The organism is Streptomyces sp. NPDC006335 (assembly GCF_040612795.1).
Classification (GTDB): Bacteria; Actinomycetota; Actinomycetes; order Streptomycetales; family Streptomycetaceae; genus Streptomyces.
Map to the genome: position 1 here is coordinate 24,747 of NZ_JBEXQX010000029.1, position 22,401 is coordinate 47,147.

Sequence of the window (22,401 nt, forward strand, 5' to 3'; positions counted from 1 at the left end):
TCCCTCCTCAGACCGTGGCCGCAACGGCGGGCATCGAGGGGGCGGGCAGCGACCCGAGCCGATGCAGCCAGGCCACGCCCGTCGCCGAGACGAGTCCGAACAGAGCGCAGCACGCCCACGGCAGCCAGTCGGCGCCGTCCTGCCCGGTGTCCATGGCGTAGCCGACGGCGGTGTTGCCGACGGCGGCGGCGATGCCGGAGACCACGTAGAAGACGCCGAAGTAGGTGCCGGTCAGCTCGGGCCGGCCGAAGCCGGGGATCAGCTCCATCACGAACGGCTGGGCGACCATCACCCCGAGGGAGAGCAGCAGGGCACCCGTCAGGACGGGCAGGACGCTCAGCACCGGGTTGTCCGGGGGGTTGGTGAGCAGGGCGGGCGGCAGGAACGCGACCGCCATGAGGACCAGGCCGCCCGCGATCCAACGCGCCCTGTTCGCACGCTCCTTGAGGGCTCGCGTGATGCGTAGCTGGAGCAAGAGGTTGGTGACCGTGCCGACGAGGAAGACGAGTCCGGCGGCCCCCTCCCAGCCCGTGGCCCGGCGGGCGCCGTCGGGCAGCAGCAGGTAGAGCTGGTTCTCCAGGGTGAACATGCCGACCATGGCGAGCGCGAAGGCGAGGAACGCGCAGTTGCCCAGGACCTCGCGCCAGTCCCCGAGGACCGTGCTCCCGCTCGGCTCGACTTCCCGGGCGGGCAGCACCACGGCCTGCGCGACGGTGAGCACGGCGAAGATGCCGGCCGCCGTGAGCGCGGAGGCGCGGAAGTCCACCAGCAGCAGCGCGCTGCCCAGCAGCGGGCCGATCAGGGCGCCGGTGGTGGCGAACACGTTGAACAGGGCGAACGCCTCGGCCTTGCGCCCGTCGGCCTCCTGCGCGATGTACGTGCGCACGGCGGGATTGAACAGGGCACCGGCGAGCCCGCTGAGCACCGAGGCGGCGAGGAGCACGGCCAGGTCGTCGCCGAGCGCGAACAGCGCGAACCCGACGGTGCGCAGGGCGCAGCCCGTGATGATGACACCGCGCGCGCCGAGCCGGTCGGAGGCGGAGCCGCCGAGGATGAACAGCCCCTGCTGGCTGAGGTTGCGCACCCCGAGGACGATGCCGACGACGGCCGCCGACATGCCCAGGTTGTCGGTGAGGTGGGTGGCGAGGTAGGGGATGAGGAGGTAGAAGCCGGTGTTGACGCCGAGCTGGTTGACCAGCAGGAGCTGGACCGCGAGCGGGAAGCGGCGCATCTCATGCCACGTCCTCATATGCCTCCACCTCCCGAACTCCCAGTCCGGGCTGGTCACTTGCCCGGACGACTCCGTCGGTGCCGCCGATGCCGGTCCACGGGTCGCGGGCCAGCAGCAGATGTCCGTCGAGGTCGGCCCAGCGGGCCCGGTCGGCGAGGTGCACGGCGGGCGCGAGGCCGAGGCTGCTGGCGGTCAGGCAGCCCAGCATCAGTTCCGTGCCGCTGCCGTCGATCAACTCGGCGATGCGCAGGGCCGCGTGGACCCCGCCGCACTTGGCGAGCTTGACGTTGACGCCCTGCACGCGTCCGGCCAGGCGGCGCACGTCGTCCAGGTCGACGGCGTCCTCGTCGGCGATGACCGGCAGCGGCGAGCGTTCCGCCAGCGCCGCCAGGGTGTGGGGCGAGCCGGGTCTCACCGGTTGTTCGACGGCCTCGACGCCGAGTTCGGCGAACCGCGGCAGCAGTGCTTCGGCCTGCGCCACGGTCCAGGCGCCGTTGGGGTCGAGCAGGATCCGGGCCCGGGGCGCGGCGTCCCGGACGACACGGAGGCGCTCGACGTCGTCCTCCGGGTCGGGGGTGCCCGCTTTCACCTTGATGATCGTGAAGCCGCTCGCCGCGAGGCGGCGGGCCTGTGCCGCCGCGTGGGCGGGGGAGGTGATGCCGATGGTGCGGGCGGTGGCGGCGATCGGAGCCCTCGGCGCACCCAGGAGCCGGTGCGCGGGCAGGTGCGCGCGCTTGCCGACGAGGTCGAGCAGCGCGGCCTCGACAGCGGCGGTCACGGTCGGGGGAGTGCCTTCGCGTGTCAACTCGCCCGAATGCAGGGCGCTTTCGGGATCGGGGAAGCGGGCAAGGTCCCTGCCGGCGGTGGCGAGGAGCCGCCCGAGAGTGTCGGTGTCCAGCCCGTAGTAGGCACTGGTGACGGCCTCGCCGTGGCCGGTGGCGCCCTCGTGCTCGACACTCAGCCATACGGCGTCGCGGGCGGTCATGGTGGCGCGGGAGATGCGCAGCGGCTCGGCGAGTTCGAGACGTACGGTGCGCAGGCTGGCCTTCACGGGAACCTTTCCGGGCGGGGTAGGGCCTTGAGGGGGTCGGTGACGCGGGTGCAGCGCACCCAGCCGGTCGCCTCGGCCGCGCGGGGGTGCGGGATCTCGACGGGGCGGATGGCCGCCGTGGCCGGATCGAGGCCGTGGGCGGTGGTGAAGTCGTCGTCGAAGACGGTGCCGAGGTAGCGGTGCGGACCGTCGGGGAAGACGGTGGCGACGACCGCGCCGGGGTGGACGCGGGCGGCCCAGGCGGCGACGCGGGCGGCGGCCCCCGTGCTCCAGCCGCCGCTGACGAAGCTGCCCCGCGCGAGTCGGCGGCAACTGTCCACGGCCTCGGCCGGGCCGACCCAGTGGACCTCGTCGAAGGCGTCGTAGGCGACGTTGCGGGGGTGGATGCTGCTGCCGAGGCCGCGCATCAGCCTCGGCCGGGCGGGCTGGCCGAAGATGGTGGAGCCGGTGGAGTCGACGCCGATCAGCCGCAGCGCGGGCCAGCGCCTGCGCAGCGGGCCGACGATGCCCGCGCTGTGGCCGCCGGTGCCGACGCTGCACACCAGGATGTCCAGATGATCGAGCCGGTCGACGAGTTCGGCGGCGAGAGAGGCGTAACCGGCGCTGTTGTCGGGGTTGTTGTACTGGTCCGGCCAGTACGCGTCCGGCAGTACGGCGAGCAGCTCCCGCAGCCGGTTCAGCCGTGCCGTCTGCCAGCCGCCCCGGGTGGCGGGACGGTCGACGATCTCCAGCCGCACACCGTGGGCGCGCAGCAACTGCCGTACGGACGACTCCAGTTCGCAGTCGCCGACCAGGACGACGGGGTGCCCGAGCGCCTGTCCGGCGAAGGCGAGCCCGATGCCGAGCGTGCCCGATGTGGACTCCACCACGGGGGCCCCGGGCCGCAGTTCGCCGCGTTGCCGGGCGCCCAGCAGCATCGACACGGCCGCCCGCGCCTTCATCCCGCCGGCGGCGAGCCCTTCGAGTTTGGCCCAGAATCCGGGGTGCGGGCCCGGCAGGTCGGCACAGATGCGCACCAGGGGCGTGCGGCCGAGCAGGGCGAGGAGTTCCGGGCGGGCCGTGGGGCGTACGGCGGCCGTGGTCATCGCTCGCCCTCCGGACCCGGGCCGCCGTAGCGGTGCACGGTGCCGGGGCCGCCGTCGAGCCAGAAGAAGGGGTACGGCTCCGCGCACACCGCGCTCACCCCGTGGCCGAGGAAGCGGGGCAGGACGGCGCTGCCGGTCTGGGCGAACATGACCAGTTGCTTGCCGTGCGCGAGGGCGTGTCGCCGCAGCGGCTCGAAGGTTCCGTTGCCCAGCGTCATCCCGGACACCAGCAGGGCGTCGCAGCGGGCGGTCTCCGCGAGCGCGTCGGTGGCGACCGCCTCGCCCCACTCGGTCCGCCCGCCCTTGAGGTCACAGGCCACATAGCGCAGACCGCGTGTGCGCAGCGCCTCCAGCAGGGAGTTGACGACGCCCACCACCAGTACGTTCGCGCCGGCCGGAACATCGAGCAGCTCGACGACGGCCTTCGCCCGGGCCCTGGACCTGTCCAGGGAGGAACCGGCGGCCAGGTGCACGGGCCGCGCTCCGTTCTCGGGGACGTGCGGAGTGACGTGCATGAGATAGGCGTCCAGTGCGGCGACGCGCACGGGCGGCAGCGGATGGCCCAGCAGCAGGGCCACGTCGGCGCCGACGCAGTCGTCGATCGCGTCGTCGGGCAGGGCTCCGGGCTCGACCGAGCACGAGCCGACGACCCCGCCCAGCCGCAGGCTGAGGACCTCGTTGCGGTAGCCGGTCCCGCGCCCCTCGTGTCGAACGGCCTGTCTCGTGCTGAACGCCACGTCGATCCGTCGGTCGGCCGGATCCGGGCCGAACTCACCGGCACGCACGCGCGCCACCAGTTCGTCGTACGACGCACACGTCCGGAAGGCCGTTGGGCGGGCCGTGCCGGCGGGGGCCGTCATCGGATCACCAGTCCGGACCGCAGCTGGTCGAGCAGCTCCTCGACCCGCGCGCGGGCGCCCAGTCCCTCGGCGTCGCCGACCATGACGTGACCGAGGTAGTCGTTGTTGCTGCCCGCCGCCGTCACCCGCTTGCCGGGCTCGGCGAGCTGCACCTCCAACACGCCTGGAACGTCGAGGAGTTGCGCACCGTCCAGTGATGCGAGCGTGCCCGACCTCCGCGGTACGAGGAACCCGATGGCCGCGCTGCGCAGCCCGGTGTCGGCGCCCCGAAGGTCGGGTTCGTGGCCGAGGGAGACGTCCACGAAGGCCGCGGCCAGGTCGATGCCGGTCACATGGCGGACCAGCTCGGTGATGCGGTTCCCGGCGGGACGGGCGTTGACCTCGACCACGCGCGGGCCGTCGGAGGTCAGCTTGATCTCGGTGTGCGCCACCACGCCGTCGGTCAGACCGAGGGCCTTCAGCGCGGCGAGCGCGGTCTGCTCGGCCGCCTCGGTGTCGTAGGAGGTGAGAGCCGCCGGGAACATGTGCCCCGTCTCGACGAACGCGGGTGCCCCGCCGATGCTCTTGTCGGTCACGCCCACCACGTGGACCGCACCGGCGTGCGACACCGTCTCGACGCTCACCTCGGGGCCGTCCAGCAGCTCCTCCAGCAGGACGAGCGGCTCCCGCCGCTGCCCGCGGGCGTTGACCGGGAAGTCGGCCAGCGCCCGTACGGCGGCGGCCAGTTGCTCCTCGTCGTCCACGCGGCGCACGTACATGCCCGCGCACAGGTCGACCGGCTTGACGACCAGCGGATAGCCGATCTCCCGCGCGGCCCGCGCGAGGTCGGACCACTCCTGGTGGGCGGCGTAACGCGGCCCGGGGACGCCCGCGTCCGTGAGGATCCGGCGGGTGGCGTCCTTGCGGCAGGCGTTCTCGACCGCTTCCGGCGCAGGACCGGGCAGTCCCAGATGCGCGGCGATCTTGGCCACCGTCGGCAGGTAGTAGTCGCAGGAGGTGATGACACCGTCGAAGCGCAGCACGCCGTGCAGCCGCTCGATCTCCGGCAGGAGAGCGCCCACGTCGTTGGTGTCGGTGGTGAGGACGTTGCGTGCGCCGAGCAGCGGGTGCGCCGCCCCTTCGGGTGCCGAGCGGAGGTAGTGGTGGAGGTCGCGGGTGAGGAAGGTGAACTCGTGGCCGCCCTCGCGGATCGCGAGTGGCAGCAGCCTGCTCATCGACCCGACCCAGCTCTCGACCATCAGCAGATGAGCCACAACTCCCCTTTTCGTGCGCTCGGTTCAGGCGTCAGCGCAGCTCGGTGAGCCCTCACATGGAGGGTCCGGGCTGCGCGCACCGCACACGCTATCGATAATCATTTTCATTTACTAGTCTCTTACTGGAGCCGATGTCTCCCGGTGCCGTCCGGAGTGGGCGCTCGGGGCGGCTTGCGGACGCCGAACAGTGCGAGCGGCGCTTCCGGACGCGGGTGCTCGGCTGGATGGTGGCGGGATGGGGAAACGGGAGAGCGGGGAGGAAGTGGTCCGTCGGGTGGGGCGGGACGCCTTGGGTTTTCTGACCGAGGCGGGGTTCGCTGCGCCGTCCGCATTCGTGGAGGTGGCGAAAGATTCCGCAACCGGACGTTGCCGGGCCGCCGTTGAGGGAATCTACGCCGAGTGCGGGCTTGGGGCGCCGAATCATCTGCCGGGGACCGCGGGCAACGCGCGCCTGACGGAGGTCAGGGTGCGGGCGTTCGCGAGGGCCCTGAAGGAGCTGCTGCCGTACCTGCTCGGCCCCGACCGGGACGCAGTCGTTCGTAGGGCCGCCGCCCGCTGACACCGGCCGTACGGTGGATCCGTCCGGACCGCCCCCGATGCCGGCCAGCCACCTCACTCCGTCCTCCGCGGCCAACTGGCCACGACCGTCGAGGACGAGACCGCCGACGATGCCCCCGTACGGGGGCAAGCCGACCGCGCGCCGTCCGCATCGGGTCTCGACACGCGCGGCTGCACGGTCGACGGCTCCCGGGCCGTCAGGCCGGTCGTCATCTGGTCCCGGGACATCGTCCAAGGACCGGGAGAGCTCTGGTGCGGTTCGGGGCGTTCGCGACGGGCGGGTGGTCTCCCGTCATCCGGCGTCCGCCAGGGGGAACTCCGGCGGGATCGTCGTCTGCTTGAAGAGCTTGACGGGGACAGCGTCGGCGAGGGCCCGGTAGCCGGTGGGGTTGAGGTGGAGGTGGTCGCCGACGTCGTAGACGGGGGAGAGGCGGCGGGGGTTCTGCGGGTCGCGTACCACCTTGTCGAAGTCGATGACGGCGTCGAACCGGCCGCTGGTGCGGATCCACTCGTTGACCGCCTGGCGGGAGGACTCGTGGATGCCGGCCGCGTCGTCGTAGCCGTTGCCCCCGAAGGGCGTGAGCGTGGCTCCGTAGACACGGATTCCCTGGGCGTGGGCCCGCGTGATGATCTGCTGGTAGCCGGTGATGAGGTCGGCTGTGATCTGCTTCCCGGCGGAGTCCGTCGTCGCGCCGGGGATGTCGTTGATGCCCTCGAAGACGATCAGCCAGCGGACGCCGCTCTGTGCGAGGACGTCACGGTCCAGTCGGGCCAGGCCGTTGGGGCCGAGGCCGTCGTGGAGGAGCCGGTTGCCGCCGGCCGCCTGGTTGAGGACCCCGATCTCGGAGGTGGCGGGCTGGGACCGGAGTCGGTCCAGGAGTTGGTCCGGCCACCGGTCGTTCATGTTGGTGGTGGATCCGCGGCCGTCGGTGAGTGAGTCACCCAGCATCACGGCCGCGCCGGTGGTGGGCCTGGACCAGGACTCGACGCCGCTGATGAAGTACCAGTGGTCGACCGCGGTGGCGCCGGGCAGATCGGTGTCGTCGAGGTGGTCGCCGGCCAGCATGTAGGAGGTCGTCCTCGAGCCGGGGTGCGAGGTGATCGAACCGGACGCCTGGCCGTCGGCGAGGTAGAGGGTCAGGGTCAGGTTGGTCCCCGGCTGGAAGGGGAAGTCCAGCGGGTCGCTGACCGCCTGCGCCCCCTTCGGGATGTCGATGCCCGGCTGTCCGCCGAACGTCACCGGCCGCTCGCTACCGGGTACGACGGAACTGACACCCGCTTTGCCGTCCTTCGGGCGGGCCAGCGAGACCGACGTGATGGGCAGGTTCGTACCCCCGAACGCGTTGGAGAGGCGTATCCGCGTGTACCGGCCGCCGACGGAGACGCGCACGGTCTGGCGCAGCGTGGTGTCGGCGAGGACGCGATCTCCCTGGGTGAACGGCGGGGGCGGCATGTTGGCGGGCTCGGTCAACTGGGGCATGGCTGTCCAGGTGTTGACCCAGTGGGCGTCCTTCGTCGTCGGGGTGGCGTGGCCGGCCGGGCGGGGCGCCTTGCCGCGCTCCGCGCCTGCCGCCACGGGAATGAAGTACGCGACGACGGCCACGGCCAGGGTGGCGATGACGCTCGCCAGCGCCGAGGTTCGGTTCATGGAGGACATGTGGCTTCCCGTCATGCTCGGTCGGGCCGGTACCTTCCGGGGGCGTTGAGTGCGACGTGTGCGTCGGGCAGGGCTGTTCACGGTCGCTGTACGGGGTTGGGCACGGCAGGCGAGCGCTTGCCGTGCCGGCGGGACCGCCGCGTTTCACTGCCCGGTCAGCCGCATGCTCTCCGGAGGGCCGAGGTAGCTGTACTTGAGGCCGCCGGTGTCGATCACGATCTTGTTGAGGACGACGGTGGGATCGACCATCCAGAACCTCAGTACGTGCCGTCCGGGGCTGCCGATGCGGTGCGTCGTGCCGGTGCGGTTGACGTTGTCGGCCGTGTTGCGGCCCCACTGGTTGTTCATGGTCGCGTCGTCGGAACCGGTGGCCGCGATGACGTCCACGCTCTGCGGTGCCTGGTCGTCGAGTGCCACGGCGTACCTGAGCCCCGCCGTGGACAACGCCGCGTTGCGGGGCGCGAGATGGGCCCAGACGGTGACGGTACCGGTGGTGAAGCAGGTGAAGTCGTACTCGAGCCGGGGCCCGGCGCCGACAGCCCGGCGCGTGGCGGTCACGGGAAAGGGCTCCATGCCGTCGCCGGTACGGCCGATGCCGGGAACCCGCTGCCAGGAGACGCCGTCGGCGGGGACGTTGCGGGTGAAGTGCGCGGCCTCGATGGCGACATAGCCGTTCGCCTCGATGAACCCCGCGAGCCGGGAACGGGAGATCGCGGGGTTGTCGATCACCGCCTGCACGGTGACCGTCGTGCCTTCCGAGCCGGTGACGGTGACCGGGACACGGCTGGAGCCCTTGGGAGCACGGCGCCAGTCGACCGCGAGGAGGAGGCGTTGCCCCTTGAGGACCGTACCGCGGGGCCGGTCGACGGTCAGCCACGGTGCGCCCGTGCTGACGCTGTAGCGGAAGGAGGTGGTCCCGCGGTTGAAGACGTCGATGTACTGCGCCGGTTGGGTCTGGAAGGGGCTGAACGCGGGCAGTACGGCCTCTCCCTGGTCGAGGGGCCACCACTTGTCGGAGCCGTCGACGGCCACCCCCATCGCGGCGGCGGTCGGCACGGTGATCCGACGGACGGCGGGGTAGATCTGATCGGGCTGCGGCGGGTCGGCCCAGGAGGCGTTGGAGCCGTAGCGGTCCTTGTCGCCGTATCCGATGTGGGTCTGGGTCTGGAAGCCCTTCCACTTGCCGCCGGCGATCCGCTGGTTGAAGCGGTCGGCGAGCGCGAAGTCGTCGGCCAGCCGGGCCTCGGCGGCGTCGGCCTGGTCATTGGTGTCGGCCCTGCCCTGGGCGGCGTGGAGGAGGTTGGTGAACTGGGCCTGCCGCAGCAGGTAGACGTTCGCCGTCGCCCGCACCGCGTAGCCCACCAGCTCGAACCACGCGTCCTTGTCGCTCGCGGGCAGCTTGGAGGCGATCGTGTCGGCCCGGGCGGCCAGGTCCTGCCACTCCCGCGTGACCCGCTCGATCTCCTGGTAGTCGGTCTGGCTGAAGGGGGTGGCCCGGTCGTTCGTGACGATCGCGGACGCACTCGCGGGATCCTTCGCCGGGTCGAGGCTCTGCCGGCGGTTGAGCAGCTCCGGCTTGCGGCGCGCCTGCAACCGCTCGTATCCGCGCAGTACTTCGGCGATGTCGTCGGCGAGCCGGCCGTCGAAGTTCTGCCGCGCGTACTGCAGATCCCACTCCGGCAACGTCTCCGGGGTCCATCTGTCGGGCGCCCAGGCGTAGTCGAGGAAGAACTGGGTGGGCCGCTCGTTGCCCTTGACGTCTCCAGCGTTGGCGACCCACAGTCCGCGTCCGCCGTAGGCGTAGGTCTGGTGGAGCTGGTCCCGGATGTCGGGCACGGAGTTGGTGTCGATCCACTTGTAACTGCGGCTGCCGCCCACGTAGTCGAAGTGGTAGTAGAGACCGTAGCCGCCGGTGCGTGGGTCGGCGGTGGGGTTCGGCAGCTTGCGGACGTTGCCCCAGTTGTCGTCGGTGAAGACGACGGTGACATCGTCCGGAGCGCGCAGTCCGCTGTCCCAGTAGTGCTGCACCTCCTTGTACATCGTCCACACCTGCGGGACGGTGGTGACGTCCTTGCCGGTGACGTCGGCGAGGATCTGGCGCTGGGCGGTGATGATCTGCCGCATCAGCTCGATGCCGTCGCCGTCGCTCAGCGCGGTGTCGCCGTTGCCGCGCATCCCCAGGGTCACCACTGCTTCGAAGTCCTGGTCGACCATCCGCTGGATGCCTTCGCGCCAGTACGCCTTGAGGGCCGGGGCGTTGTAGCGGAAGGACCATTCGCCGGTGCCCCCGTAGGGGTCGTGCCCCGGCGTGACGATGGTGCCGTTGCCGTCCCGTACGGCAGCCTTCGCGTGGCGGTTCCATTCCTCGATGCCCCGCATCATCGGTGCCTCGTGAGACGTGCCCATGACAATCCCGTACGCCTTCGCGGTGGCGTGGTTCTGCGGATCGTCCTCGGCGAAGGCGCGGCCCCAGACCGCGGGCCACAGGTAGTTGCCCTTCAGTCGGAGCAGCAGCTCGAAGACCTTCTCGTGGAACGCGGCATTGAATCCGCCCGGATAGCCAGGCGCCTTGCCGGGCCCGAACGTCGCCGGCGCCCAGGTGCCCAGGGCCGGGTTCTCGTCGTTGATGAAGAATCCGCGGTACTTCACCGCCGGGGTGCCCTGGGTGTGGGCGCCGGGCAGGACGTAGAGCGCGTCCCGGTGGACGGGCACGACGTCGTCCCAGTAGTGCCAGGGGGAGACCCCGATGCCGCGTGAGACGTCGTAGGCCCCGAAGACGGTGCCGCGCTGGTCGCTCCCCGCGATCACGAAGGCCCGCTCGACCCCCGGCATCGGCCGGTCCACCACGGTCTGGAGGGACGTCTCCCACTTGCCCCGGATGGCTTGCACATCGAGTTTCCCGGCGGCGACGAGACCGTCGATGAGCGGGCTCCGGCCGAGGGTTCCGATGAGGGTGATCTCCGCTGCCCTCGGCACCTGGTCCCGTAAGAGGACGGGCCGCACCCCGCTCACCCGCTCGATGTCGGCCTGCAGGTCACCGGCCACACGCACGACCCCAGGCCAGTCGTCACCGCTGACCAGGAGGGGCCCCGCACGGCCGGCGCGCACCAGCGGGAAGCTTCCCGCGGTGGGCGTGAAGGAGATGTAGGCCCCGGGATCGGTGGGGCGCGCGGGCCGGCTCGCCGCGGACGCCTCGTCCGCGAGTCCCAGGGCGGCTCCGAGCGGGGTGACGGCAGCGGCTGCGCCTGCCGCCCAGCCCAGTACCGATCGTCGGCTCAGCGGGTGCCTGGCGCTGTCGTCCATGACAACTCCTCGTGAGGGGGCGGCGTTGTGCGGCTTCGTCAGATTCGGGCGGTGCCTCTGCTGCTCACGCAAGATTAGGAGGATCTTCCGAAGATTTCGGTGCCGAGGGTGGGACGGAGAGAGGGGTAGTGCGCGCTCGTCCGGTCTCACCCTTGCGTGGTTCATGTATGTAGATGCATGCCATGCCTGCGAACCGCTTGTGGGAATGTAGAGGCGCGCGCTCGTGGCGGTCAAGATGTGCGCAACGTGGGGCGTCAGCGATCCGGTGGAGTGGTTGCGGGTGGTGAACCCGCGGGCCGGCGTGGATCCGTCGATCCCCCGAGGTGGGCGACGAATGTTCCGATCGATACCAGAAAGTTTCGCTGCACGGGGGCACTTAGGCCACTTACATGGCGCGTTCCATGCAGACCAGGTGGTCGCGCTCGTCCCACGACTCGGTGACGGTGAAGCCGAGCCGCTCGTACAGGGCTATCGCACCGGCGCGCCACTTCCACACCGAGAGCCGCACTGTGCTGACGCCGCTTTCCGCAGCATGCGCGAGTGCTGCGCCGACCAGCGTGGACGCGATGCCCCGGCCCCGGAAGGCAGGGTCGGTCCAGAGCCTCTTGATCTCGGTATGTCCGTCGACGGGGGCGGTCACCACCAGGCAGCCCACTGCCGTGTCCCCGCTCAACGCCAACAGCACAAGCTCATCTGCAAACGCGGCCTGCGGCTCGATGACCTCCGCCCGGTAGCGGTCAGGCAGCTCGTCGACACCGGCGACAGCCTCACCCTTCTCGGCCTGCGTCTGCACGTGGTAGCCCGCCAGCAGCTCGGCCGGCCCGTTCTGGGAGGAAGGGGCTTCATCCGGCCAGCGGACCACGTCAACCTCGCGTCGATCAGTCATGACGTCAGCATCACATGCGCGTCGGTCACTGTTCGGCGGCGGTGCAACCGCTACTGAGCCGGTGCTGTGGCGGGACTACGGCGAGGTGGACCGGTTCGGGGAGCGAAGCACGAGCAGGGTGATCTCGCTGGGGGCGAAGACGCGGAACGGCGGGCCCCAGAACCCGGTGCCGCGGCTGGTGTAGAGGAGGGTGCGGGGGCCGTGGTGGCTGAGGCCGGCGAGGGCCGGCTGGTCGGTGCGGACCAGGTAGTGGAAGGGCCAGATCTGGCCGCCGTGGGTGTGGCCGGAGAGTTGGAGATCGACGCCGGCGGCTGCCGCCCGGTCGATGAACTTGGGCTGGTGTGCCAGGAGCAGGACGGGCAGGTCGGGGTCGGCGCCGTCCAGAGCACCGGCGAGGTGCGCGCGGTGGCCTGGCAGGCCGGAGGACTCGGCGGTGACGTCGTCCACGCCGGCGACCACGAGGGTGTCGCCGCCGCGTTCGAGCAGCAGATGGCGGTTGCGCAGCGGCTCCCAGCCCAGCTCGTCCATCAGGTCGACCCAGCCCTGGGCCTCGCTGTAGTACTCGTGGTTGCCGGTGACGTACACACGGGCCCGGGTCGCCTGCACGGTACCTAGGGGGAGGGCCTGGGCGCGGCGGCGTTCGGCCGTACCGTCGGCGATGTCGCCGGTGTGGCAGACCAGGTCGGCTTCCAGGGTGTTCACCGTTTCGCACACCCGCGCCGACCAGCGGGCGCGATCGAGGGGACCGTAGTGGGTGTCCGTGATGAGGGCGACCCGGATGCCGTCCAACCCGGCGCCGAGTCGGGGGAGTTGCACGTCGAGTCGGCGCACCCGTGGCACGCGGCGGGCCTCGACGTATCCCCAGGCGAGCAGTAGGGCGGTTACGCCGAGGGCGGCCCAAGTGACGATTCGGGCGCGGTCCTGACCCCCGCCGACGCCGGCCACCGCCAGGGCGAGCCGCAAGAGGACGCCGAGCAGAACGGACCAGGTGAACAGGATCCAGATGGCGCCCAGGAGGGTGTCACCGATGATCGCCGCCCGGTCCTGCTGGCGCCGGCCGTGGCCGCGCACCATCGCGAGCGGCATACCGGCCAGGCCGAGGGCGAACAGGGCGGTGCCGGCCGACGTGACGGGCAGCGGCCAGTGCTGGCCGGTGTGCAGGAGCACCCAACAGGGCACGGCCCACAGCAGAACAGGGGCGATCAGGGGGATGTAGCGCATCAGGCGGTCCAGTCGGCTCCGCCGCGGCGCTTGCGCTTCACCCTCGGCGGGCCGGGTGTTGCTGGTGTCGGTCACGCTTCCCCTCCCTGACAGGGCTGCCGTCTCGCGCACTGTATCCGGTCGCTTTGGAACGGCCGGACTGGCGTCCAGCGCTGGCCCTCGGCACTCAGGGCGCCGCGTGCCGGACCTCGTGCACAGTCGGCGCTGGGCTGGACGAGCTCCACCCAGGCGTCAAACAGTGTGGTCCCTCGCCCGACGGCGTCCTCCCTGAGGGGGCTCCGGCGGTGCGGGGTTGAGCGGGTCGTCGATCAAGCCCCCCACCCGGCGCATCTCATCGAACGGGTCTACGGCCATCTCGTGCGCCGCCTTCGTGAGAGCCGTCAGCGCGGGAACGAGCCCGGCGCGCGCTTCGGCGGGCAACCGCTCGACGAGCGAACGGATCTCGGTACGCCGGTGCGCCAGGACCCGCGCCACGAGGTCCCGGCCGGGGGCAGTGAGACTCAGAATGACTTCACGCCGGTTGTCGGGGTTGGTCCTGCGGTCGGTGAGCCCGGCGGACTCGAGGCGTTCGACCATGCGCAGGGCGGTTGAAGGGTTGACTCTCAACGTCGCGGCCAGAGCGGCGAGCTTGACCGGTCCGCAGGTGTCCAGCACCACGAGGGCGCGTAGCTGGGGCAGAGTGAGCGATTCGTCGGTGGAGGCGAGGGCGCGTGCGGAGATCGCGACGAGCAGTCTTGATGCAGACATGATCGCCATGGTGACCTCCTCGGCCTCTTGGTCGAGTTCGGAATGCGTGGGCGGTCTTTCCGAGGGGTGCGGGTGAGGGGAGTCCTGGCGTGTCATCGGGTCCGTTCCGCTTCTCCGTCGGGTGGCGCTGGGATCGCCTTGGTTTCCGCTCCTGAATCCTTGCAGGATGCAATTATGAGTGGGGTCAGGCGTCGCGTCGCGCGAACTGTGCCATTCAGTGCCAGGGGAGCGATGACCGGGCTTCTCCTCTCGGCTCGCGGTGATCACGGACGGGGCCTAACGTCTGGATTGCCGTGAGCACCCATACGAAGGAGAGCGCCAGGAAGGCCCAGGAAAGCCCAGGAAGGCCCACGCAAGGTGCCCCGAGCGCGTCGCTCGCGAACTCCGGCGCGGAGGGCGACGGCCTGTCACCCATCTCTCATCTGCCCCGCGGCTCATGCCGCGGAGTGTGCACGACCTGGCGCAGCCGCGAAGTGAAGGCGGCGGCTCCGCCTGAGCCGCGCATGGCGCGGGCCCGCTGAAATGTCCCACGAAAAACATCATTGCAGAATGCAATGGTGGGTACCCGCCGGTCGGAGGCCCGCCGAGCGGCCCGCTTCCAGCCGGAAGGCGAGGAGCACGCCCCAGTCGACGAACCCTCCAGAACATGATCTCGCCTCGCACACGGGGCAGGCCGAAGGAATGGTTTTCCCGATGACTCCTACATCGCGACACGGCACCCGCGGCCCGAGGAGCGGGCGGACCGCGTCGGTCGACGTGGCGGAACTGGAGACCGCGCTGCGAGACGCGGTCGACGGCGAGGTCCGCTTCGACGCGGGCAGCAGGGGAGCGTACGCCACGGACGGCTCCAACTACCGCCAGGTCCCTCTGGGCGTGGTGATTCCACGCACCGTGGACGCGGCCGTACGGGCGGTGGAGGTGTGCCGGCGGTTCAGGGCCCCCGTGCTCTCCCGGGGCGGGGGCACCAGCCTGGCGGGACAGGGGACCAACACCGCGGTGGTCATCGACTGGACGAAATACTGCGATGCGCTGGTCTCCGTGGACCCCGCTGCCCGCACCTGCGTGGTGGAGCCCGGAATCGTCCTGGACGAGCTCAACCGGCGGTTGTCGGAACACCGTCTCCAGTTCGGGCCGAGGCCCTCCACGCACAGCCACTGCTCCCTGGGCGGCATGATCGGCAACAACTCGTGCGGGGCGTCGGCGCAGGCCTACGGCAAGACCGTGGACAACGTCCGGCGACTGGAGATCCTCACGTACGACGGCACCCGCATGTGGGTCGGGCCGACGGACGCGGGGGAGCGGGAGCGGATCGCGGCCGAGGGAGGTCGCCGGGCCGAGATCCACACCGGCCTGGAGCGGATCGTCACCGAGTACCTGGCCGACATCCGGCAGGGCTTCCCCAAGATCCCGCGCCGGGTCTCCGGCTACAACCTGGACTCCCTGCTGCCGGAGAACGGCTTCGACCTGGCCAAGGCGCTGGTCGGCAGCGAAGGCACCCTGGTGACGGTGCTGCGCGCCGAACTCGACCTGGTGCCGGTACCGGCCTGCCAGGCACTGCTGGTCCTCGGCTACGACGACATCTGCCGCGCCGCCGACGACGTACCCGAACTCCTGCGGCACTGCTCGCCCGGCCAACTGGAGGCGCTCGACGGCCGGATGGCGCAGCTCATGCGTGAGGAGGGGGCTTACCTCGACTCGCTCGACGCCCTTCCCGACGGCGACAGTTGGCTGATGCTCCAGTTCGTCGGCGACAGCCAGGACGACGTGGACGGGCAGGCGCACGCGCTGCTGCGTGCCCTGGGGCGCAGTGAGAAGGAGGCCACGGTGGCCTTCTCCGACGACCCCGAGCGCGAGCAGAAGATGCTCAGGGCGCGGGAGGCGGGGCTGGGAGTGACCGCGCGCCCGCCGGACGACCAGGAGACCTGGGAGGGGTGGGAGGACTCCGCCGTACCGCCGGAGCGGCTGGGCGACTATCTGCGCGATCTGAAGAAGCTGTTCGCCGAGTTCGACTACGACCACCCCTCGCTGTACGGGCACTTCGGTCAGGGCTGTGTGCACACACGTATCCCGTTCGGGCTGAAGACCGCCGAAGGCGTCGCCGACTTCCGTCGCTTCCTGGAGCGGGCCGCCGACCTCGTGGCCTCCTACGGAGGGTCCCTGTCCGGCGAGCACGGGGACGGGCAGTCCCGCGGCGAGCTGCTCACCCGCATGTTCGGAGAACGGCTGGTGACCGCGTTCGGCGAGGTGAAGGCCCTCTTCGACCCGGACAACCTGATGAACCCGGGCAAGGTCGTCGATCCGAACCCCGTGGACGGACAGCTGCGGCTGGGTCCCGCGTGGCGGCCGACCGCCTCCGACACGCACTTCGGCTACCCGGACGACGAACACTCCTTCACCCGGGCGGTGATGCGCTGCGTCGGCATCGGCAACTGCCGCAGCCACCAGGGCGGCGTCATGTGTCCCTCCTACCGGGCCACGAAGGAGGAGGAGCACTCCACCCGCGGGCGCTCCCGCCTGCTGTTCGAGATGCTCGACGGACACGCCGACTCGGCGGTCACCGACGGCTGGCGCTCGACCGAGGTCCGCGACGCCCTGGACCTGTGCCTGGCCTGCAAGGGCTGCAAGTCCGACTGCCCGACGGGCGTCGACATGGCGACGTACAAGGCCGAGTTCCTGGCCCACCATTACGAGGGTCGCCCGCGTCCCGCGGCGCACTACTCCATGGGCTGGTTGCCGCTGTGGGCCCGCCTGTCACGGATCGCTCCGTCATGGGTCAACGGCGTACTGCAAGCGCCCGGCCTGGCCCGCGTCGGCAAACGGCTGGCCGGCGTGGACGACGCCCGCCAGGCGCCGCTCTTCGCACCGCGGTCCTTCCTGGAGTGGTGGCGGGCCCGGGAGGGCGAGCAGGCGGATCCCGCCGACCCGCGCACGGTCGTGGTCTGGCCCGACACCTTCAGCACCTACTTCCACCCGTCGATCGCGATCTCGGCGGTGCGCGTCCTGGAGGACGCCGGTTTCCGCGTCGCCGTGCCCACGGACGCCGTGTGCTGCGGACTGACGTGGATCTCGACCGGGCAGCTCACCGTCGCCAAGAAGGTCCTGCGCCGCACGCTCGACGTCCTGCGCCCGTACATCGAGGCCGGCACCCCGGTCATCGGACTCGAACCGTCCTGCACCGCCGTGTTCCGCTCCGACGCGCCGGAACTGCTGCCCGACGACCAGGACGTGCGGCGTCTGGCCGCCCGGTTCCGCACCTTCGCCGAACACCTCGTGCACCACGCGCCGAAGGACTGGCAGCCACCCGCGCTGACCCGCCAGGCCGTCGTGCAGACCCACTGCCACCAACACGCGATCATGAAGGACGACGCCGACCGCGAACTGATGCGCCGCGCCCACCTCGACGCCGACGTGCTGGACGAGGGCTGCTGCGGCCTGGCCGGCAACTTCGGCTTCGAACGCGGCCACCACGAGGTCTCCATGGCCGTGGCGGAACAGGGCGTCCTGCCGGCGGTGCGCGCCGCCGCCCCCGACAGCCTCCTCCTCGCCGACGGCTTCAGTTGCCGCACCCAGATCGAACAGGCCGACACCGGCCGCCGGGCCCTGCACCTGGCCGAGGCACTGGCCCTGGGCCTCGACGGGAACCTGCCCAGCGAGCACCCCGAACGCCTGGCCCGGCGGCCGTCCGAGCCGTCCCGGTCCGCGCGCTGGGCGATCACCGCGGGCGCGGCGGCCCTGACGGCCGGCGCTGCCGCCGTGGCCGGCCGCAGCGCCACGCGACGCCTTCGACGCCACCCGTGACCCCCAACCGCCGCACGCACACGTCCGATCGGAAAGGTCAGCACATGTCCATGAAGGTCTCCGACCACATCCTCGAGCGACTGCGCGCCTGGGAGGTCGAGCACGTCTTCGCCTACCCGGGCGACGGCATCAACGGACTGCTCGCCGCCTGGGGACGCGCCGACAACAAGCCCCAGTTCATCCAGGCCCGGCACGAGGAGATGGCCGCCTTCGAAGCCGTCGGATACGCGAAGTTCTCCGGCAAGGTCGGCGTGTGCGCCGCCACCTCCGGCCCCGGCGCCATCCACCTCCTCAACGGGCTGTACGACGCGAAGCTGGACCACGTGCCCGTCGTCGCGATCGTCGGGCAGACCAACCGCAGCGCGATGGGCGGCTCCTACCAGCAGGAGGTCGACCTGCTGAGCCTGTACAAGGACGTCGCCTCGGACTTCTGCGAGATGGTCACCGTCCCCGAGCAGTTGCCCAACGTCCTCGACCGCGCCATGCGCACGGCCATGGCACGCCGCTCGGTGACGGCCGTGATCGTCCCGGCCGACGTGCAGGAACTCGACTACTCGCCGCCCGGGCACGCCTTCAAGATGGTCCCCTCCAGCCTCGGCATGTCCCACTACGCCCCGGTGCCCGCCGACCCCGACATCGAGCGCGCCGCCGAGGTCCTCAACGCCGGGGAGAAGGTCGCCGTCCTCATCGGCCAGGGCGCCCGCGGGGCCCGCCAGGAGGTCATGGAACTCGCCGACCGGCTGGGCGCCGGCGTGGCCAAGGCCCTGCTCGGCAAGGACGCCCTCGACGACGACCTGCCCTACGTCACCGGTTCGATCGGCCTGCTGGGCACCCGGCCGTCGTACGAGCTGATGCAGGACTGCGACACCCTGCTGGTCATCGGATCCAGCTTCCCCTACACGCAGTTCCTGCCCGAGTTCGGCCAGGCGCGCGCCGTGCAGATCGACATCGACCCGCACATGGTCGGCATGCGCTACCCGTTCGAGGTCAACCTCGTCGGCGACGCCCGCACGACACTCCAGCGACTCCTGCCGCATCTGCGGCCGGCCAGGAACGACGCCTGGCGCAAGAAGATCGAGAAGAACACCGCCCGCTGGTGGGAGGTCATGGAGCGGCGCGCCGCCGTGGACGCCGAGCCGATCAATCCGGAGTACGTCGCCCACGCCCTGAACGGCCTGCTGCCCGACAACGTCATCCTGGCCGCGGACTCCGGATCCGCCGCCAACTGGTACGCCCGCCACCTGCGGCTGCGCGGCGACATGCGCGGGTCGCTGTCCGGCACGCTGGCCACCATGGGACCGGGCGTCCCCTACGTCATCGGCGCGAAGTTCGCGCACGGCGACCGCCCGGCGATCGCGCTCGTGGGCGACGGGGCGATGCAGATGAACGGCCTCGCCGAGCTGATCACCATCGCCAAGTACTGGCAGCAGTGGGCCGATCCGCGCCTGGTGGTGGCCGTGCTCAACAACCAGGACCTCAACCAGGTCACCTGGGAGATGCGCGCCATGTCCGGCGCCCCGCAGTTCCTGCCCTCGCAGTCCCTGCCCGACGTCGCCTACGCCGATTTCGCCCGGTCGCTGGGCCTGGGCGGGATGCGGATCGAGAAGCCGCAGGACGTGCAGGGCGCCTGGGAGACGGCACTGGCGTCCGACCGGCCCTTCGTCCTCGACTTCCGCACCGACCCGGCCGTGCCGCCCATCCCGCCGCACGCGTCCCTCGACCAGATCGAGGCCGCGGCGCTGTCCGTGCTCAAGGGCGACAGCGACCGTGCCGGCATGGTCCGCCAGGGCTTCAAGGCCAAGGTCCAGGAAATGCTGCCCGGCCACCGCCACCGCGAGGACCGGCCCGGCAGCGGAGAGGGTCAGTGACACGCAAGGAGACGGTGGAACGGCTGGAGACGGCCGTCTACACGGTGCCCACCGACGCGCCGGAGGCGGACGGCACCCTGAGCTGGGACAGCACGACCCTGGTGCTCGCGACCGTGCGGTGCGGTCCGGTCACCGGGATCGGCTACACCTACGCGCCGGCGGCCGCGGCCCGCGTCATCGACGACCTGCTCGCCGATGTCGTCGTCGGCCGCCCCGCCCTCGACGTGCCGGGCATGAACGAGGCCATGCAGCGCGCGGTACGCAACGTCGGCCTGCCCGGGGTCGCCGCGCAGGCGGTCTCCGCCGTGGACATCGCGCTGTGGGACTGCAAGGCGCGCCTGCTGGATCTGTCCCTGGCCGACCTGCTCGGCGCCGCCCGCGAGGACGTGCCGGTCTACGGGAGCGGCGGGTTCACGACCTACGACGCCGAGCGGCAGGACCGCCAACTGCGGGGCTGGGCACAGGAACAGGGGATCCCCCGCGTCAAGATCAAGATCGGTGAGTCGTGGGGGCGGTGCGAGGAACGCGACCTGCGGCGTGTCGCCGCGGCCCGCGCGAGCATCGGCGACACGACGGAACTGTTCGTGGACGCCAACGGCGCCTACGGTGCCAAACAGGCCGTCCGGGTCGCCGCAGTGCTTGCCGACGAGGGCGTGACCTGGTTCGAGGAACCCGTCTCCTCCGACCACCTCACCACCCTCGCCCGCATCCGCGACCGCGTCACGGCCGACGTCACCGCCGGCGAGTACGGCTACACCCTCCCGTACTTCGAGCACATGCTCGCCGCCGGCGCGGTGGACTGTCTCCAGGCGGACGTCACCCGGTGCGGCGGGATCACCGTCTGGCTGCGCGCCGCCGCCCTCGCCCAGGCCAGGGGGGTGGACATCTCCGGCCACTGCGCCCCGCACGCCCACGCACACGTCGCGATGGCGGTGCCCAACCTGCGGCACCTGGAGTGGTTCCACGACCACGTCCGCATCGAACGCCTCCTGTTCGACGGCGTCCTCGACCCCGTCGGCGGCAGCATCGACCCCCGCGGCAGAACGGCGCCCGGCCTGGGCCTGACCCTGAACAACGAGCGCGCCCAGCGGTACCGGGTGAGCTGAACGGCCGGAAGGCCGCCCCCGTACGCGAAGGATCCCGATCCCGCCGGGCGCCGGCTGGGGGACGGCCTGCCGCAGGTGTTCCTGCAATGCCTCCCGCCGGAGCACCGCGCGCCTTGCGGGATCCCGGTCCCGGCGCAAACGGCGCTGAGGACACGGGAGTCGACCGTGGCCGCGCAAGTCGTCATCACCGGCGGGCGCGGCGATGGCCGCCAGGACGACCGCCCGCCCCTACGGCAGCGGGGCGCGAATGCCATCCTCGTCGTCAGGGTGCTCAGCGGCCTCCCAGCCGCCGGCGACGAAGTCGAAGCCGTGTGCGGCCGCCCGCCGGAGGAGGTCGTCGACACCGGGGACGTGCAGCGTGTCGAGGCTGCCGGGCGCGGCTACGGCGGAAGCCTTCGGCCTGTCGACGTACTTCGACGCTGCCCGTGGCCGCCCTGCTGGGGCCGAGGCGCAGGGCGGCCACGGGCGAATGCTGCCCCGCCGTTGCGGGTTGGGGACCCTTCTTGTCAGCGCACCTTGGCGAAGAACTCGCGGACGTCGTTGACGAGCAGTTCCGGGGCTTCCATCGCGAGGAAGTGGCCGCCACGGTCGAGTTCGGTCCACCGCACGATGTTGTGGTCGCGTTCGGCCCAGCGGCGGATGGTCACATCGTGGGCGGAGAGCAGCACGGCCGTGGGCACGGTCCCGCGTGGGTCGGCTGCCCAGTCGCCCTGACCGTCGCTCCACCCGCTGTCGTGCGCGGCGCCGGGGACACTTGAGTCGTCGGCTGCCGCTTCGCTCCAAGTGCTCGCGGACATCTCCTCGTAGTAGACCTGAGCGGCTGAGGCGGCCGTTGCGGTCAGCCAGTACAGCGAGACGTCGGTCAGGATGCGGTCCCGGTGGATGCCGGCCTCGGGCAGGGCGTCTTCCGGGTAGGTCAACTCCTTGAATTTCTCCACGGTCCAGGCCAACTGGCCGACGGGGGAGTCGGTGAGGGCGTAGGCCACGGTCTGCGGACGTTTGGAATTGCACTGCAGGTAACCGTCGTTGACGTTCTGCATCCGATGCCATCGTCGTTGTTCGGCCTCCGTGAGGCCGTCCATCTCGCCCTCCGCCCCGGCGGGAAATGTGATCATGGCGTTGACGTGGACGCCGATCACGTGATCCGGTGCCTGCTTGCCCATCTCCGGGGCGATCCATGAGCCGGTGTCGTAGCCGTGAACGCCGTAGCGCGGGTAGCCGAGGCGGGCCATCAGCTGGGTGAACGCCGCACTCATCCGGGCCGTGTCCATACCCGGCCCGGCCAGCGGGGTGGAGAAGGCGAACCCCGGCAGTGAGGGAATGACCAAGTGGAACGCATCGGCCGGATCACCGCCGTGCGCGTCGGGATCGGACAGCGGCCCGATGACATCGAGGAAGTCCGCCACCGAGCCCGGCCAGCCGTGCAGCAGCATCAGCGGCGTGGCATCGGCCCTGGGGGAGCGCACATGCAAGAAATGGATGTTCTGCCCGTCGACGGTGGTCATGCACTGAGGGAACGCGTTGAGCTCCGCCTCGTGCGCCCGCCAGTCGTAGGCAGTGCGCCAGTATTCGGCCAGATCCTTCAGGTAAGCCACCGGGACACCGCGGCTCCAGCCGACACCGGGCAGCTCATCCGGCCAGCGGGTGACGGCCAGACGGGCTTGCAGATCATCGAGCTGGGCCTGGGGGATGTCGATGCGAAAGGAGCGGATACCGCCGGGTGTTGTGTTCGCCATGGCCGCGAGGCTAGGGCCCGCTTAGGTCAGTTCCGGTCCTC

At 71.1% G+C, this 22,401-nt stretch carries 15 protein-coding genes; 4 read left to right on the top strand and 11 right to left on the bottom strand.

Annotation, left to right across the window (positions count from 1 at the left end):
- Positions 1–7 precede the first annotated feature (7 nt).
- From ABZ098_RS42420 to ABZ098_RS42440, 5 genes are read right to left on the bottom strand one after another with little or no spacing between them, the layout of a single operon-like run.
- Positions 8–1,249, bottom strand: a complete 1,242-nt coding sequence (locus ABZ098_RS42420) for an MFS transporter (protein ID WP_356599964.1) — start codon at positions 1,247–1,249, stop codon at positions 8–10.
- Complete coding sequence (locus tag ABZ098_RS42425) at positions 1,233–2,282, bottom strand: dipeptide epimerase (RefSeq protein ID WP_356599966.1); 1,050 nt, start codon at positions 2,280–2,282, stop codon at positions 1,233–1,235. Before ABZ098_RS42425 ends, ABZ098_RS42420 begins: the two co-directional genes overlap by 17 nt.
- A complete protein-coding gene (locus tag ABZ098_RS42430) occupies positions 2,279–3,367 on the bottom strand; it encodes a PLP-dependent cysteine synthase family protein (protein ID WP_356599968.1) in 1,089 nt (362 codons plus the stop codon). The genes ABZ098_RS42425 and ABZ098_RS42430 overlap by 4 nt, the downstream gene beginning before the upstream one ends.
- Positions 3,364–4,227 carry a DUF364 domain-containing protein gene (locus ABZ098_RS42435; RefSeq protein ID WP_356599970.1) on the bottom strand — a complete coding sequence of 288 codons (864 nt, stop codon included), beginning with the start codon at positions 4,225–4,227 and terminating at the stop codon, positions 3,364–3,366. The genes ABZ098_RS42430 and ABZ098_RS42435 overlap by 4 nt, the downstream gene beginning before the upstream one ends.
- The gene (locus ABZ098_RS42440) at positions 4,224–5,480 is read right to left on the bottom strand and encodes an ATP-grasp domain-containing protein (protein WP_356599971.1); all 1,257 of its coding nucleotides are present in this window, start codon (positions 5,478–5,480) and stop codon (positions 4,224–4,226) included. The genes ABZ098_RS42435 and ABZ098_RS42440 overlap by 4 nt, the downstream gene beginning before the upstream one ends.
- Before the next feature lie 235 nt (positions 5,481–5,715).
- Between ABZ098_RS42440 and ABZ098_RS42445 the strand changes: the two genes are divergently transcribed.
- Entirely contained in the window at positions 5,716–6,039 is a 324-nt protein-coding gene (locus ABZ098_RS42445) for a hypothetical protein (protein ID WP_356599973.1), read from the top strand.
- 291 nt (positions 6,040–6,330) lie between these two features.
- Here the strand turns inward: ABZ098_RS42445 and ABZ098_RS42450 are convergent, their stop codons facing one another.
- The 5 genes from ABZ098_RS42450 to ABZ098_RS42470 form a co-directional block, all read right to left on the bottom strand.
- Positions 6,331–7,695, bottom strand: a complete 1,365-nt coding sequence (locus ABZ098_RS42450) for an SGNH/GDSL hydrolase family protein (RefSeq protein WP_356599975.1) — start codon at positions 7,693–7,695, stop codon at positions 6,331–6,333.
- A gap of 144 nt (positions 7,696–7,839) precedes the next feature.
- The gene (locus tag ABZ098_RS42455) at positions 7,840–10,998 is read right to left on the bottom strand and encodes a glycosyl hydrolase 115 family protein (RefSeq protein WP_356599976.1); all 3,159 of its coding nucleotides are present in this window, start codon (positions 10,996–10,998) and stop codon (positions 7,840–7,842) included.
- 385 nt (positions 10,999–11,383) lie between these two features.
- Entirely contained in the window at positions 11,384–11,884 is a 501-nt protein-coding gene (locus ABZ098_RS42460; protein WP_356599978.1) for a GNAT family N-acetyltransferase, read from the bottom strand.
- 75 nt (positions 11,885–11,959) lie between these two features.
- The gene (locus tag ABZ098_RS42465) at positions 11,960–13,180 is read right to left on the bottom strand and encodes a metallophosphoesterase (protein ID WP_356599980.1); all 1,221 of its coding nucleotides are present in this window, start codon (positions 13,178–13,180) and stop codon (positions 11,960–11,962) included.
- Between the two features lie 156 nt (positions 13,181–13,336).
- Entirely contained in the window at positions 13,337–13,948 is a 612-nt protein-coding gene (locus ABZ098_RS42470; RefSeq protein ID WP_356600042.1) for a MarR family transcriptional regulator, read from the bottom strand.
- A 597-nt stretch (positions 13,949–14,545) separates the two neighbouring features.
- Here ABZ098_RS42470 and ABZ098_RS42475 point away from each other — a divergent pair.
- Genes ABZ098_RS42475 through ABZ098_RS42485 form a run of 3 tightly spaced genes read left to right on the top strand, consistent with a single transcriptional unit; the run spans position 14,546 to position 20,624 of the window.
- Complete coding sequence (locus tag ABZ098_RS42475) at positions 14,546–17,650, top strand: FAD-linked oxidase C-terminal domain-containing protein (protein ID WP_356599982.1); 3,105 nt, start codon at positions 14,546–14,548, stop codon at positions 17,648–17,650.
- Positions 17,651–17,694: 44 nt separating this feature from the next.
- On the top strand, positions 17,695–19,518 hold the full coding sequence (locus ABZ098_RS42480) for a thiamine pyrophosphate-requiring protein (protein ID WP_356599983.1): 1,824 nt from the start codon (positions 17,695–17,697) through the stop codon (positions 19,516–19,518).
- Entirely contained in the window at positions 19,515–20,624 is a 1,110-nt protein-coding gene (locus ABZ098_RS42485; protein WP_356599985.1) for an enolase C-terminal domain-like protein, read from the top strand. Before ABZ098_RS42480 ends, ABZ098_RS42485 begins: the two co-directional genes overlap by 4 nt.
- 506 nt (positions 20,625–21,130) lie before the next feature.
- On the opposite strand, the gene ABZ098_RS42490 is transcribed toward ABZ098_RS42485, so the two are convergent.
- Positions 21,131–22,360, bottom strand: a complete 1,230-nt coding sequence (locus ABZ098_RS42490; RefSeq protein WP_356599987.1) for an epoxide hydrolase family protein — start codon at positions 22,358–22,360, stop codon at positions 21,131–21,133.
- Positions 22,361–22,401: the final 41 nt, after the last annotated feature.